The 15,694-nt window shown below is 65.6% G+C and carries 8 protein-coding genes and 1 pseudogene; all 9 read right to left on the reverse strand.

All coding sequences use genetic code 11. The features are described from left to right. Nucleotides 1-2 precede the first annotated feature (2 nt). The 9 genes and pseudogenes from ACQ4MM_RS08390 to ACQ4MM_RS08430 all read right to left on the reverse strand — a co-directional run bounded on the left by ACQ4MM_RS08390 (nt 3) and on the right by ACQ4MM_RS08430 (nt 15,692). Nucleotides 3-2,381 (reverse strand): bifunctional salicylyl-CoA 5-hydroxylase/oxidoreductase, encoded by a 2,379-nt coding sequence (locus ACQ4MM_RS08390; RefSeq protein WP_431476942.1) that lies wholly within the window; start codon nt 2,379-2,381, stop codon nt 3-5. Between the two features lie 8 nt (nt 2,382-2,389). Continuing rightward, nucleotides 2,390-4,033 (reverse strand): AMP-binding protein, encoded by a 1,644-nt coding sequence (locus ACQ4MM_RS08395; protein WP_431476943.1) that lies wholly within the window; start codon nt 4,031-4,033, stop codon nt 2,390-2,392. An 88-nt stretch (nt 4,034-4,121) separates the two neighbouring features. Further along, entirely contained in the window at nt 4,122-4,829 is a 708-nt protein-coding gene (locus ACQ4MM_RS08400) for a response regulator (RefSeq protein WP_431476944.1), read from the reverse strand. An 18-nt stretch (nt 4,830-4,847) separates the two neighbouring features. Then, the gene (locus ACQ4MM_RS08405) at nt 4,848-9,005 is read right to left on the reverse strand and encodes a two-component regulator propeller domain-containing protein (protein ID WP_431476945.1); all 4,158 of its coding nucleotides are present in this window, start codon (nt 9,003-9,005) and stop codon (nt 4,848-4,850) included. A 79-nt stretch (nt 9,006-9,084) separates the two neighbouring features. Further along, entirely contained in the window at nt 9,085-10,254 is a 1,170-nt protein-coding gene (locus ACQ4MM_RS08410; protein ID WP_431476946.1) for a patatin-like phospholipase family protein, read from the reverse strand. Between the two features lie 75 nt (nt 10,255-10,329). Then, nucleotides 10,330-12,078, reverse strand: coding sequence for a gamma-glutamyltransferase (gene ggt, locus ACQ4MM_RS08415; RefSeq protein ID WP_431476947.1), 1,749 nt, complete (start codon nt 12,076-12,078; stop codon nt 10,330-10,332). Between the two features lie 39 nt (nt 12,079-12,117). Next, nucleotides 12,118-12,879 (reverse strand): 3-hydroxyacyl-CoA dehydrogenase, encoded by a 762-nt coding sequence (locus ACQ4MM_RS08420; RefSeq protein WP_431476948.1) that lies wholly within the window; start codon nt 12,877-12,879, stop codon nt 12,118-12,120. 63 nt (nt 12,880-12,942) lie between these two features. Further along, nucleotides 12,943-13,434, reverse strand: a complete 492-nt coding sequence (locus ACQ4MM_RS08425) for a hypothetical protein (protein WP_431476949.1) — start codon at nt 13,432-13,434, stop codon at nt 12,943-12,945. Next, nucleotides 13,364-15,692, reverse strand: a pseudogene (locus ACQ4MM_RS08430) (sodium-translocating pyrophosphatase). Before ACQ4MM_RS08430 ends, ACQ4MM_RS08425 begins: the two are co-directional and overlap by 71 nt. Between the last annotated feature and the right edge of the window lie 2 nt (nt 15,693-15,694).

Here is a 15,694-nt window from a genome sequence, read left to right on the forward strand (position 1 = left end):
ACTCAACCCTCCAGCAATTTGGCCGCGACTTGCTGCGGCGACAGCCCGGCGCTGGCGGCGGCCAGCTGGCGTTCGCGCTCAAGGTTGCGCTCCAGCTGCTGCTTGCCGGCCAGGTACTGCTTGGGCCACGTCACTGGCGTGTAACCCAGCTTGGCCGCCTCACCCAGCGTCCAGGACGGGTTTGCGAGATGCGGGCGCCCAACGGCGCACAGGTCCGCGCGGCCGGCGGCAATGATGCCGTTGGCATGGTCCGCTTCGAAGATCGAGCCCACCGCGATGGTCGGAATCCCCGCCTCGTTGCGCACGCGGTCGGCAAACGGTGTCTGGAACATGCGGCCGAAGACCGGCTTTTCGAGCTTGCTGACCTGGCCCGACGAGCAGTCGATCATGTCGGCGCCCGCTTGCTTGAACAAGCGCGCAATCTGTACCGCATCATCCGGCGTAATGCCGCCTTCGACCCAGTCATGCGCCGAAATACGCACGCTCATCGGCTTATGCGCCGGCCACGCCGCGCGCATCGCCGCGAATACGCGCAAGGGGAAACGGCAGCGATTCTCCAGGGAGCCGCCGTACTCGTCGCCGCGCTCATTGGTCAGCGGCGAAATGAAGGACGACAGCAGGTAGCCGTGGGCGCAGTGCAGCTCCAGCCAGTCGAATCCTGCCTCTTCAGCCGCCAGCGTGGCGCGCACGAAATCGGCTTCTATGCGGCGCATGTCTTCGCCGCTCGCAGTGCGCGCGACTTGCGACACGCCGGCCAGGTATTGCTGCTGCGAAGCCGCCACCAGCGGCCAGTTGCCCTGGTCGAGCGGCAGGTCGATGCCGTCCCACATGGCGCGGGTCGAGCCCTTGGCACCGGCGTGGCCAAGTTGCAGGCCGATTTTGGCGTCCGTGTTCCGGTGAATGAAGTCGACGATACGTTTCCAGGCCGTCGTATGCGCCGGTGCATACATGCCAGGACAGAATGGCGTGATGCGGGCGTCGGCGGAGACGCAGGTCATTTCCGCCATCACCAGCGCCGCGCCGCCCATCGCGCGCGCGCCCAGGTGGGCCATGTGCCAGTCGCCCACGCAGCCGTCGACGGCGCTGTATTGCGCCATCGGCGATACAATGATGCGGTTTTTCAGCACCATCTCACGCACCTTGTACGGCGTGAACATCGGCGGCACCGGGCGCGCCGGCGCGACTGGCTGGGGCAGAGCTGCTTGCGCGAAGGCCCTCTCCGCCAGCCAGCGCTCAAAACCGGCCACGTATTCCTTGTCGCGCACGCGCAGGTTTTCATGCGACAGGCGCTGGCTGCGGGTCAGCATCGAGTAGGCGAACTGCGGCGCCTCCATTGCGCTGTAGCGCTGCACGTTCTCGAACCACTCCATCGAATTGCGCGCGGCGCTCTGGATCTTCAGCACTTCGACTGCGCGCACTTGCTGGTATGCCGCCAGCGCGGCGGATGCATCCCCATGCGCGGCAAAGCAGCGCGCCAGTTCGATCGCATCTTCCAGGGCCAGCTTGGTGCCGGAACCGATCGAGAAGTGCGCACTGTGCGCCGCGTCGCCCATCAGGACCACCGGCACGCGGTCATTCCAGTGCACCCACTGCTGGCACACGATGCGCGGGAATTTGATCCACACACTCGAGCCGCGCAAGTGGGCCGCATTGGACATCAGCTTATGCCCTTCCAGCCGATCGGCGAACAGCTGCTCGCACCAGGCCAGCGCATCCTCCTGCGACATGTCGTCCAGGCCGGCGGCACGCCACACCGATTCCGGCGTTTCGATAATGAAGGTCGAGGTCTCGCCGTCGTACTGGTAGATGTGCGCCTGGAACCAGCCATGCTCCGTCTGCTGGAAGTCGAAGGTGAAGGCGTCGAATTTCCTGCTCGTTCCAAGCCACACGAAACGGCACTGGCGCGCCTCGATCATCGGCTGGAAATCCGCTTCGTAGCGCGTGCGTATGCGTGAATTCAGGCCGTCCGATGCAATGACCAGGTCGGCGTCGTAACGCGCCGCCAGCTCCTGGTCGTCCTGCACATCGGTTTCGAACACCAGCTCCACGCCAAGTTCCTCGCAGCGCTGCTGCAGGATGTTCAGCAGGCGTTTGCGGCCGATGCCGCAGAAACCGTGGCCGCCCGACGTGACCTTCTGTCCCTTGAAGAAAACGTCGATATCGTCCCAATGATTAAACGACTGCAGGATCTCGCGCGCCGTCTTTTCGTCGGCTGCCACCAGGTTGCCCAGCGTCTGGTCGGAAAACACCACGCCCCAGCCGAAGGTATCGTAAGGCCGGTTGCGCTCCACCACGACGATGCGGTGCGACGGGTCCTGCTTTTTCATCAGCAGTGCGAAATAGAGGCCGGCCGGGCCGCCGCCAATACAAACGATATTCATGCGATTCCTCAGGTGCTACGGAGTTTGAAGCGCTGCAGCTTGCCCGTTTCGGTACGCGGCAGCGACGCCAGGAAGCGGATCGAGCGTGGATACTTGTAAGGGGCGATCTGCTCCTTGACGAAGTCCTGCAATTCCGCCGCCGTCGCGGGCGACGGCTCAAAGCCGGGCTTCAGCACCACATGCGCTTCCACGATCTGCCCGCGTTCATCGTCCGGCTTGCCAACCACGCCGCATTCGGCGACAGCGGGATGGCGCAACAAGGCGTCCTCCACTTCGGGGCCGGCGATGTTGTAGCCGGCGGAGATGATCATGTCGTCGGTGCGCGAACGGTAGAAGAAGTAGCCTTCGGCATCCATCTCATAGGCGTCGCCGGTCAGGTTCCATCCGTTCAGCACATAGTCGCGCTGGCGCGGATCGTCCAGGTAGCGGCAGCCGGTCGGTCCTTTGACTGCCAGGCGCCCGACAATGCCGGGGCCTACCGGCTGGCCGTTGTTATCGAGCACGCAAGCGCGGTAGCCGGGAATCGGCTTGCCGGTGGCGCCGGGCCGGATATCGTCGCCCGCTGCGGAAATGAAGATGTGCAGCATTTCGGTGGCACCGATGCCGTCGATCATGCGCAGGCCGCTGGCTTGCTGCCAGGCTTCGCGCGTCGCCACCGGCAAGGCTTCACCGGCCGATACGGACTTCTTAAGGCTGGACAGCTCGTATTTGCCGGCCAGTGTCGCCATCTGACGGTAAAAAGTCGGCGCGGTGAAGCAGATGGTGGCGCGATACTTTTCAATGGCCTGCAGCAGCGATTCCGGCGTCAGCTTTTCCAGCAGCACGGCCGCGGCGCCGACGCGCAGCGGGAACAGCAGCAAGCCGCCAAGGCCGAATGTAAAAGCCAGCGGCGGTGTGCCGATGAACAGGTCATCGGCTTGCGACTTGAGGATATGGCGCGGGAAGCAGTCGCAAATGGCCAGCACGTCGCGATGGAAGTGGATAGTGCCTTTCGGGACGCCGGTGGTGCCGGAGGTGAAGCTGATCAGGCAAACGTCGTCGGCAGCCGTATCGCATGCCGCGGCGCTGGCTGGCTGCGCCGCCATCAGCGCATCGAGCGAACGTTCCGGCGCGAGCCCGGCTTGGGCATCGGCCGGCACGTTGAACCACAGGGTACGCTCAGGGCGGTTTGGCGCTGCCTCGATCTCCTCGCGCAGCGTGTGGGCGCACAACACCGCCTGCACCTGCGCCTTCTGCATGATGACGCCCAGCTCGCGCGCGCGCAGCAGCGGCATGGTCGGCACCGCGACCAGGCCGGCCTTGAGCACGGCCAGTACGGCAGCGGCCATCATCGGATGATTGGCGCCGCGCAGCAGCACCCGGTTGCCGGGCACCAGTCCCATTGACCCGCGCAGCACGTTGACGATGCGGTCGACCTGCTGCTGCAGTTCGGCGTAAGTCCAGCTCATGCCCTCGCCGTGCAGCGCCAGGCGCGCGCCGCCGCCTGCGGTTACGCCTTTGTCGAGGATCTCGGCCACGCAGTTCAGGCGCGCCGGGTACTGCAACTCGGGAAGGTCGAACAGCAGGTCCGGCCATTGGTCGGCCGGGGGAAGGTGCTGGCGCGCGAACTGGTCGAGATGCGCGCTCGGTTCAGCAGCAGTGTTTCTGTTCATGGTCGCCTGGGTAAGGTTCGGTTGAAAGTACAGCCTGCGGTGCAGACTACTTTAAACCTAAAATATATTTACCGCAAGGCTCGGCTGTTCAGCTTTGGCGCACCAGCGAGGATTGATGCAGCACCGCCCGGATCACGTCGGTCAGCGCCGACTGCACCGCCTCGTTGCTCACGTGGCCTTCCATCAAAGGCTTAAGGGCCGCCGCCGCGCCCTGCAGGCCCAGCGTGGTGCAGCCGGTATGCAGGCGTTCCAGCCGCACGCGCACTTCAGCCAGCTCGTCGTGTGCCAGCAGCGCATCGATCTCGCTGCCGGCCGCCGTAAGCTGGTTCTGGAAGCCGGTCAGATAGACCAGCAGGCGGTCGGCGCCAATCCCCAGCCGCAGCAGGGTGGCCGACGGCTCTTCCGCCCGATGTTCATAGCCATTGGCCGCCTGGTCGAGGAAGGCGCCAAGGTGGGCCCGCACCTGCTCCGACTGGAACGGCTTGACGATATAGCCGGTGGCGCCGGCCAGGGTGGCCTGCTGCACCGTTTCCTTGTCGGTGGCGGACGACACCAGCACGAACGGCACTTCCGCCAGCTCGCCATGTCCGCGCACGCGCTGCAGCAGTTCAATGCCGGACAGGCGCGGCATGCGCAGGTCGCAGAAGATGATGCCCGGACGCAGTCCATCTTCCAGCTGCTGCCAGGCTTCGGCGCCATCTTCCGCCTCCACGATCTCGAACTTGCCGCAACCATCGATCAGGTGCATCAGCACCATGCGCGAGACTACGTCGTCGTCGACTACCAATACTTTCATGCTCTCTCCGCTTTTATTTTAGTGCCGCGTTGGGGATACGACGTGTTCCAGCAGCAGCCGCAGGCGCGGCAGCTTTTCGCGGATCGCCGGCCACATGGCGCGATCCGCGGCCCGTTCCAGTTCACCGCACAATGCATGCAGCTCGGCCTCGTCCAGATAGGCGGCGCTGCCCTTCATGCCATGGAACAGGCGGCCCGCCGCATCGGCGTCGGCCGAAGCCAGCGCCTGGTCCATCTCCCGCAGGCGCGCCGGCAGGTCGGCAATGAAGGCGTCGCGCAGGCGCAGCTTGAGCGCTTGCCCGGCCTGGCCCGGCATCGGTTTCGGCGGCGGCAGGTCGCACACGCCGAACATGGCATCCAGCTCTGCCAAAGAGGGCCGCTCCTCCGTGTGCGCCCGCATCCGCGGCAGTTTGATGCCGCGCGCAAGCTGCCGCTCGATGGCACGTTCGAGCTGCATGTGCAGCGCGCCTTCGTCGATCGGCTTGGTCAGGAAATCGTCCATGCCGGCGGCCAGGTAGCGGCTGCGATCCTCGTCGCTGGCGTTGGCCGTCAGGGCCACGATCATCAGGTGCGGGTCCAGCACCGGCGCTTCGCGCGGACCGCCGGAGCGGATCAGGCGCGTCGCGGTGGAGCCGTCCATTTCCGGCATGCGGCCGTCCATCAGCACCAGGTCATAGCGCTGCTGGGCGCAGGCGGCCAGCGCCAGCACGCCGTTGCCGGCGATATCGACCTTGTGCCCCAGGTCTTCCAGCATCATGCGCACGATGATCTGGTTGGTCGGGAAATCTTCCGCGCACAGCACGCGCAGTTGATGCGAATGCGGCTCGCGCGCCACGTGCGGCGCCAGCGGCGGCGCCACGCCATCGCGCAGCGGAACGGTAAAGGCGAAGCTGGAGCCCGCGCCCGGCGCGCTGACCACGTCGACCAAGCCGCCCATCAGTTCCACCAGCTGGCTGCTGATCGCCAGGCCAAGGCCGGTGCCCCCGTAGCGGCGGGTGGTGGTGGTATCGCCCTGCTCGAACTTCTGGAACAGGCGCGGCAAGGCATCCGGCGGAATGCCGATACCGGTGTCTTCCACCGTGAAGCGGATGCGGTGCCCTTCCGCGCTGCTGCTTTCGCGCTCGACCCGCAGCGACACCTTGCCGCGCTCGGTAAACTTGAAGGCGTTGCCGACCAGGTTGACCAGCACCTGGCGCAGGCGGGTCGGGTCGCCGACCACGAACTCCGGCAGGTCCGGCGCGAAATCGACTTCAAAACCCACCATATTGGACACGGTGTGCTCGGCGAACAGGCTGACCACGTTCTCCACCATGCTGGCCAGCGCGAAATCGATCGATTCGATGTGCAACTTGCCTGCTTCGATCTTGGAGAAGTCCAGCAGGTCATTGATGATGGCCAGCAGAGACTGCGCATTGCCCTGGCCGCGCTCGATCTGTTCGCGGGTGCGCTCGGCCAGCGCGTTGTCGCGCAGCGCGAAGCCCAGCATGCCGATCACGCCGGCCAGCGGCGTGCGCATTTCGTGGCTCATATTGGCCAGGAATTCGGACTTCTGGCGCGTGGCGTCTTCCGCCCGCTGCTTGGCCAGCGACAGGTGCTTGTCGCGCTGTTCCAGCTCGCGCTTCTGCTCTTGCAGGAGCTGGTTCTTCAGCTCGACTTCGGCGGTGCGCAGGCTGACCTGCTTTTCCAGCTGCAGTTGCTGGCTGCGCAGCACGCGCACGCGCATGTGGTAAGCAGCCCAGGCACCGCCCATCGCCACCACCAGCAGGCATAGCCTGAACCACCAGGTTTTCCAGTAGGGCGGCGCGATGATAATTTCCAGCATGGCGGCGTTGTCGTTCCAGATGCCGTCCTTGTTGGCGGCCTTGACGCGGAACTGATAAGTGCCGGGATCGAGGTTGGTATAGGTCGCGAAGCGCTTGCCTGCATCGGTCACCACCCAGTCCTTGTCGAAGCCCACCAACTGGTAGGCAAAGCGGTTGCGCTGCGGGGCGGCGTAGTGCAGCGCCGCGAATTCCAGCGAGAAGACGGAGTCGCCTTCCCGCAGCGACAGGGAGCTGGTGTACTCGATGGCCTGCTGCAGCACGCCCTTGTTGGCGCCGCCCTGCCCTGGCCGCACCGGCTTGTTGAAGATCTGGAAATCGGTGATGACCGCGGTCGGCGCCGAACTGTTCTCCCGCACATCCTGCGGATCGAAGGCGGTGATGCCGTTAAAGCCGCCGAAGTACAGGGTGCCGTCGGCCGCGCGCAAGGCGGAACCGTCGAAATAGGCGCCCTCGATGGTGCCGTCCACGCCGGAATAGTTGCGCACCTGGCCGTTGCCCATGTCAAGGCGCGAGATGCCGGTATTGGTGGACAGCCACAGGTACTTGCCGCGGTCCGGCAGGATGCCCGCGATCGCGTCGTCGGCCATGCCATCCTTGCGCAGGAAACGGCGGAAATGCACGCTGCCATCGGGGCGGCGTTCCATGCGGTTCAGGCCCGCCGCGGTGCCGATCCACAGCATGCCGTCGTCGTCCTCGAACAGGTAGTGCACCTCGTTATGGCTCAAGCTGCCCGCGTCGTTCGGGTTGTTGCGGTAGTGCGTGAAGCGGCCGGTCTTGCGGTCCAGCAGGTCAAGGCCGTTGAAGGTACCCACCCACAGGTTGCCGCGCCGGTCTTCCAGCACCGGGCGCACCACGCTGTCGGCCATGCTGTGGATGTCGGCCGGATCATGACGGAAGGTCAGCACGCCGTTGCTGGACGGATCGATGCGGTGCAGGCCGTTGCGGGCGGAAGCCCACACCATGCCTTCGCGGTCGCCGTACAGGAAGCGGATCACGTCATTTTCAGGATCGCCGTGCGACAGCATCAGCGGGCCGAAGCGGCGCGCCTTGATGTCGAAGCGGCGCACGCCGTTGCGGCTGCCGACCCACAGCACGTTGCGGTCGCGCGGGTCATGCAGCAAGGCCGTGACCTGGAATTCCAGGCTATTGGCTCCCGCGCCGGTGCGGTACAACACCGTCTTGCCGGTCACCGGGTCGTAGTAATTCAAGCCATCGTTATTGCCGACCCAGACCTTGCCATCGCCGGCATCGAGCAAGGCGCGCACCTTGTTGTCGGACAAGGTGAACGGTTGGCCCGGGTCCTTGACCAGGCGCGCAAAGCCGCCGCTGCCCAGGTCGACCCGGCTCACGCCGCGGTACCAGGTGCCGACCCACAAGGTGCCCACGTTGTCGCGGAACAGCGAGAACACATAGTTGTCGGCGATGCTGTGCGGATCGCCCTGCTGGTGGCGGTATTGCACGAAGCGGTCGTCCGACTGGCGCCAGCGGAACAGGCCGCCGGTCTGGCTGCCGACCCATAGCGTGCCATCCTGGTCCTGGTAGATGCGCTTGACGGTACTTTGCGGCAGCCCTTCCGCCGCGCCCATGCTTCGGCGCTGCGGATACTTTCCCTCCAGCGTCCAGCGCTCGATGCCGTTCTGGGTGCCGACCCACAGCACCTGGTCGCGGTCCACCAGCAACGATTGCGCGCCGCGCGCGCCCGCCGCCTTCAACGGATAGTGGGTGAAGCTGCGCGAGCCGCTCTCCAGCATGTCAACGCCGGCCGAAGTGGCGACCCACAACCTGCCCTGCTTGTCGCGCGCCAGCGCGTTGACCTGGTCATGGCCAAGGCTGCCCGGTTCGGCGCGATCGTGGTGGTAGATGACAAACTTGCCGGTGGCCGGATCGTAGTGTTGCAGGCCGTCCGCGGTGCCGATCCACAGTCCATCGTCGCCGTCGTCGATGATGGCCTTGATATGGCGGTTGCCGCTACCGCGCTTTTCCGGCTCGCGCGGCAGGTAGTGGCTGAATGCCTGGGTCTTGGGGTCGAACAGGTCTAGTCCGCCGTCGGTGCCGACCCACATGCGCCCGCGCGGGTCGAGGTGCAGCACGCCGACCCAGTTCTCGGCCAGGCTGCGCTGGTCGCCGACGATATTGCGGTAGACCGTGACCTTGTAGCCGTCGAAGCGGCTCAGGCCCGCCTGGCTGCCGAACCACATGAAACCTTGGCGATCTTGCACAATTGACAGCACCGATTCCTGGGCCAGGCCGTCGTCCACGTCCAACTGCTCGAAACGCAGGGTGCGCGGCGGCGCCGCCAGCGCCGGGAGGGCGAGCGTGCAAACCATGGCCAGGGCGGCCAAGCGCAGGATCATTCGACGTACGGTACCAGCCACAGGGATCAATAACCAGGAAGATGCGGGGCAAAAGCTGCCATTTTACTATTGGTCACCGTCAAGACCCGAAAAATGCCAATACGTCGGCGCGCCGGGCCTGCGTATCGCGCTGGCCGAGGCGAATCAGTTCCTGGGTGTAGCTCGATTCGAACAGCAGGTAGGAAGCCAGCGCCGAGCCGCGCGCCTCGGTGGCGCCGATCCCGGACAGCATGGTGCGGATCGGTGCCGGCAGGCTGCCGATGTGGCGCGCCGCCAGGTCGTCCAGCCGTTCGGAGGGCGCAATCACCAGCAGTTCGACCGGCCGCAAGGGGGTCTTGGCCAGCAAATCCTCCGGCAGCACGGACAAGGTCTGGTTGACCCGGTTCAGGCGTTCGATATCGACCGCCAGGCCATCCAGGAAGATCGAGGACATGGCGTGGCCGGCAATCTGCGCCAGGCTTGGATAGCGCGGCGTTTCCCGCATCTGGCGCGGCGGCTCGGTCAGGCGGCCGGCGCCGACCACCAGCACCTTCTGCGCGCCGAGATGGATGGCCGGCGAAATCGGCGCCAGCTGGCGCATCGAACCGTCGCCGCAATATTCCAGGTGGCCGCCCATGTACAGCGGCGTGGCCGGGAAGATGAAGGGAATCGCCGACGACGCCAGCAGGTGTTCGACGCCGATCTGGTCCTGCATGGCCACCCGCTGCATGCGCACCCAGGGCGCGATTTCGGCGGCGGTCTGGTAGAAGGTAATGTGCTGGCCGCCGGTGTAGGACGAGGCGGTGACGGCCACCGCATGCAGCAGGCCCTCCTGCAGGCAGTTGTCCAGGCGCGGCAAGTCCAGCATGCGGTGCAGCAGGTTCACCAGCGGCGTGTTATCGAGCAGCGACTGCGGCGGCGCGGCGCGCCATTTGCGCAGCAGCCAGCCGAATGACAGCAGCGACAGCCAGCGCGCGCCGGAACGCAGCACGCCCAGCGAGTCGGCGCGGTAGACCTGGTTGGCTTCGAAGTTGCTCCACACATCGAGCAGCTTTTGCACGCCTTCGCCAAAGTTATCGGCGCGGCAGGCCAGGGCCGTGGCGTTGATGGCGCCAGCCGAGGTACCGCAGATGATCTGGAATGGATTACGTGCCGGCGGCCACCCTGCTTCCCACAGGATTTCGGAGATCGCCTGCAAAACGCCAATCTGGTAAGCCGCGCGGGCGCCACCGCCCGTCAGGATCAAGCCTGTTTTCTTTTTCATGCCCATTTATCAAGGGTAACATGCTGGCCGCGGGGCGGGAATGCCTGGCGCCCCTGCCCGCCCCGGCCTGTCGCGCGCCCGTCACTCGCCGCGCACGATGCCTTCCCGGCGCGGATCGGCGCCGCCGAACCAGCCGCCTGGCGTGCGCTGCAGGCCTTGCAGGCCGGAGTTCATCTCGATCTGCCGCACCTGGTGGCCACGCGCCTTCAACTGCTCCACCACCTCGGCCGGAACCTTGCCCGCTTCGATTTCGGTCGGGCCATTGCGGCTGCCGAAATTGGGCAGGCTGATGGCCCGCTGCACGTTCAGTTTCCAATCCAGCGTGCCCACCAGCACCTTGGCCACGTAATTGATGATGGTCGAACCGCCCGGCGAACCGGCAGCCAGTACCAGCTTCCTGGTCTGCTTGTCGAACACCAGGGTTGGCGCCATCGAACTGCGCGGTCGCTTGCCCGGCTGCACCCGGTTGGCGACCGGGCCGTTTTCATCGGCCGAATCCCAGGAGAAATCGGTGAGCTGGTTGTTCAGCAGGAAACCGCCCACCATCTGGCGCGAGCCAAACGCGTCTTCCACCGAGGTGGTCATCGAGAGACCGTTGCCAAAGCCGTCCACTACCACCAGGTGCGAGGTGGATGGCTTGTCGAGGGCGGTGTCGTCGCCCCAGGCCACTTTGACTTCGGCCGGCACGCCGGCGCGGGCGCGGCCCATCGATTTGTCGCCGATCAGGGTGGCGCGCTGGCGCAGGTAGGATTTGTCCAACAGGCCGCTGGCGCCCTTGCCGGGCAGCGGCACGAAGTCGGTGTCGGCCACGTAGCGGTTGCGGTCCGCGTAGGCCAGACGCTCCGCTTCCGACATCAGGTGGATGGCGTCGGCGCTGAGCACGCCGTTGACCGGTGCATAGTCGCCGATCTTGCTGTTTTCCAGGATGCCGAGGATCTGTGCGATCGCCACGCCGCCGGACGAAGGCGGCGGCATGCCGCACACGGTGTATGCGCGGTAGTCGGCGCACAGCGGCTCGCGTTCGCGGGCCTTGTAGCCGGCGATGTCGGCTGCCGTCAGGCCACCCGGATTGGTCGGGTGGCCCTGCACTTTCGCGGCGATGTCGCGCGCGATGTGGCCGCGGTAGAAGGCGTCGGCGCCTTCGGCAGCGATTTCACGCAGGGTCCTGGCCAATGCCGAATTTTTCAGCACGTAGCCGACCGGCCAGGGCTTGCTGTCCTTGTCGAAGAAATAGGCGGCAGCGACCGGATCGCGCTGCAGGTAACGCTCATTGGTCAGCAGGGCATTCAGGCGCGGGCTGACGGCGAATCCTTCTTCCGCCAGCTTGATGGCCGGCGCAAACAGCTTGGGCCAGGCCAGCTTGCCGTATTCTTTATGCGCCAGCTCCAGCATGCGCAGCACGCCCGGAGCGCCGACCGAACGGCCGCCGACCACGCCTTCGGCACGCGGCAAGGGCTTGCCGCTGGCGTCCTGGAACAAGGTTTCCGTGGCCACTGCGGGCGCGGTTTCGCGGCCGTCGAAGGAGCGCACTTTCGCGCCATCCCAATGCATCATGAAAGCGCCGCCGCCAATGCCGGAGGATTGCGGCTCGACCAGAGTCAGTACCAATTGGGTGGCGATGGCGGCATCGACGGCGGAACCGCCCTGCTTCAGCATCTGGTAGCCGGCTTCGGTGGCCAGCGGGTTGGCCGCGGCAACCATGAATTTTTGCGCAGACCAGCCGGCTTTCTCCTGCCAGCCAGTGGCGATTTCAGGAGCGCGGTTGTCTTGGGCGTGGAGCGGGAGGCTGGTGCAGCAGAGCGCTGCGAGGGCGAGGGCAATGGCTTTCATTTCCAAATGCTACACCAATTCGCCCTCGCCTTGCCTGCCTTACTTCGGCTGCATGCGGATCGCGCCATCCAGGCGGATCGTCTCGCCGTTCAGCATGGTATTTTCGATAATGGACTTGGCCAGCGAAGCATATTCGAACGGCTTGCCCAGGCGTGGCGGGAACGGCACCATCTTGCCCAGCGCGTCCTGCACTTCCTGCGGCATGCCCAGCAGCATCGGGGTCTCGAAGATCCCCGGCGCAATGGTCATCACACGAATGCCGCTGCGCGACAGGTCGCGCGCCATCGGCAGGGTCAGGCCGGCCACGCCAGCCTTGGATGCACCGTAAGCCGCCTGGCCGATCTGGCCATCGAACGCCGCCACCGATGCGGTATTGATAATCACACCGCGCTCGCCCCACTCTGCGGCTTCGGTTTTGCCCATGGCATCAGCCGCCAGGCGGCACATATTGAAGGTGCCGATCAGGTTGATGCTGATGGTGCGGGCGAACGAGTCCAGCGGATGCGGGCCATCTTTGCCCACGGTCTTGATGGCAGGCGCCACGCCGGCGCAATTGACCAGGCCACGCAGGGTGCCCATGGCGGTCGCCGCAGCCACCACGGCCAGGCCGTCCGCTTCCGACGTCACGTCGCATTGCACGAATTTCGCCGCGCCCAGTTCGGCCGCCAGCTTTTCGCCCGCTTCCACCTGCACGTCCGCCAGCACGACTTTGCCGCCGTTCTCGACGATCATGCGCGCGGTAGCCGCGCCCAGGCCCGAGGCGCCGCCGGTGATGATGAATACTTGGTCCTTGATTTGCATGCTTTGTCTCCCCTATTCACTTTACGTTACGTAAACGTCAATCGAGGCGTATTGTAGCCGAATTCAATAGCAAGTCATCCATCCTGCGCTCTGGGAACACACTTTTCCGCTCGGGCTGATCACCTGTCCTGGCGGCCCGTGATAGTAGGTACCGCTGGCGTCGCGGCAGCCGCCCGCATCGCACTGGACCGGGATCGGCACACTGGGACCGGGCAAAGGCGTGGGCGGCGCGGGCGCGGCCGGGGCTCCGGAGCGGGGCAGTTGGGCGATTGCCGTCGGCGCGGCATGGGGATCGCGCTTGGTGAGCACGGGGGCCCAGGTCAGCGCCGGATCGGGCGCGGGTGCGATACGCGGGCTTGGCGTGACAGTCAGCGGCACCGGCCGGCGCGGCATGTTCTTGCGGGCAGGCGCAGTGCGGCAAGGCTCCCGCAGCAAATGCTTGCCGTCCGCACTGAGCCGGCATTCCGGCAATCGCCGGTACTCATCAAGGGATTCGGCGCCGGCGGCCGGGCCGGAAAGCCCGGCCGCCAGCGCCAGCAGGAGTGGAAAGTTCATGATGCCCTCCGCAGCGTACCGCCATCATACGCCGCAGGGGGTGGCGGTGGCGCGGCTTACTTGGCCGCCGGGATTGCGCTTGCCGCTTGCGCCGGCACCTCGGCGGCGACAGGGACCGCCACCGGTGCTGCACCTGCGGCGCGGTGGCCGTAGCTGGCGCCCCGACCTGTTGCTGCGCCTGCATCGGCGCCATGGTCACCGACAGGATGCCGGTAGCCGGCAGCAACGGCACCAGCAGCAGCGCCACGATATTGATGATCTTGATCAGCGGGTTGACGGCCGGGCCGGCGGTATCCTTGTACGGGTCGCCCACGGTATCGCCGGTTACCGCCGCCTTGTGCGCGTCGGAGCCCTTGCCGCCGTGGTTGCCGTCCTCGATATATTTTTTCGCGTTATCCCAGGCACCACCGCCGGTGGTCATCGATATCGCCACGAACAGGCCGGTGATGATGGTGCCCATCAGCAAGCCGCCCAGCGCGCGCGGCCCGAGCAGCATGCCGACCAGGATCGGCACCAGCACCGGCAGCAGCGACGGCATGATCATTTCCCTGATGGCGGATGCGGTCAGCATGTCGACCGCCTTGTCGTACTGCGGCTTGCCGCTGCCGTCCATGATGCCCTTGATATCGCGGAACTGGCGGCGCACTTCCACCACCACCGCACCAGCGGCGCGCCCCACCGCCTCCATCGCCATGGCGCCGAACAGGTAAGGAATCAGGCCGCCGATGAACAGGCCCACGATCACCATCGGGTCGGACAGGTCGAACGTCATCGACATGTTGCGCGACTCCAGCGCGTGGGTGTAGTCGGCAAACAGCACCAGCGCCGCCAGGCCGGCGGAGCCAATCGCGTAGCCCTTGGTCACGGCCTTGGTGGGTATTGCCCACCGCATCCAGCGGGTCGGTAATGGCGCGCACGGAATCGGGCATGCCCGACATCTCTGCGATGCCCGCCGGCGTTGTCGGTGATCGGGCCGTAAGCATCCAGCGCCACCACGATACCGGCCATCGACAACATCGAAGTTGCTGCGATCGCAATGCCGTACAGGCCGGCCAGCTTGAACGAAACCAGGATCGCCACGCAGACAGCCAGCACCGGCCATGCGGTGGACTTCATCGACACCCCCAGGCCCGCGATGATATTGGTGCCGTGGCCAGTGGTGGAAGCTTCCGCGAATATGGCGCACCGGAGTGAACTCGGTGCCGGTGTAGAACTCAGTGATGTAGACCATCAGCCCGGTCAGCACGATGCCGACCACGGTTGCGCCCAGCATCTTGTAGCGCATGTCGTCGTCGGGCCAGATCATCCAGGTCACGACCACGAAGCCGATCAAGGACAGGCCGGCAGCCCACCACAAGCCGGTGTACAGCGCCGACATGATCTTCTTGCCCGGTTTCGCCTTCACCATCGAGCAGCCGATGATGGAGCCGATGATGGACACCGCGCCGAGCAGCATCGGATAGATCGCCGCTTGTGTCGGCGCATTGGTAATCATCAGCGCGCCGAGCAGCATGGTCGCGATCAGGGTCACCACATAGGTTTCAAACAGGTCGGCCGCCATGCCGGCGCAGTCGCCCACGTTATCGCCCACGTTGTCGGCGATCACCGCAGGGTTGCGCGGATCATCCTCCGGAATGCCCGCCTCCACCTTGCCCACCAGGTCGGCGCCGGACGTCCGCGCCCTTGGTGAAGATGCCGCCTCCCAGGCGGGCGAAGATAGAGATCAGGGAAGCACCGAAGGCCAGGCCGATCATCGGCTTCAGCACCTCATGCACATTGAGCGACGGCGCAGGAGCAGCCGGCGCCGCCATCACGGTGAGGACCCAGTAGAAGCCGGCCACACCCAGCAGGCCGAGGCCGACCACCAGCATGCCGGTGATGGCGCCGCCCTTGAAGGCGACATTGAGCGCTTCGTTCATGCCCACCGACGCCGCCTGCGCGGTACGCACATTGGCCCGTACCGACACGTTCATGCCGATAAAGCCGCAAGCGCCGGAAAGAACCGCTCCAAGAAGGAAGCCGATGGCGGTCTTGATATCGATCGCCGCCCCGATGGCTACCAGCAGCACCACGCCGACAATGGCGATGGTGCGGTACTGGCGGGCCAGGTAGGCCGCAGCACCCTGCTGAATGGCTGTCGCGATTTCCTGCATGCGGGCATTGCCCGCGTCCTGTCCAAGAATCCAGTTGCGCGCCCACAGCCCGTATACAACCGCGAGCACGCCGCACGCTATCGCGAACCACAAACTTGCTGCCATAA

This window comes from Massilia eburnea (assembly GCF_050709955.1).
Lineage (GTDB): Bacteria > Pseudomonadota > Gammaproteobacteria > Burkholderiales > Burkholderiaceae_D > Rugamonas > Rugamonas eburnea_A.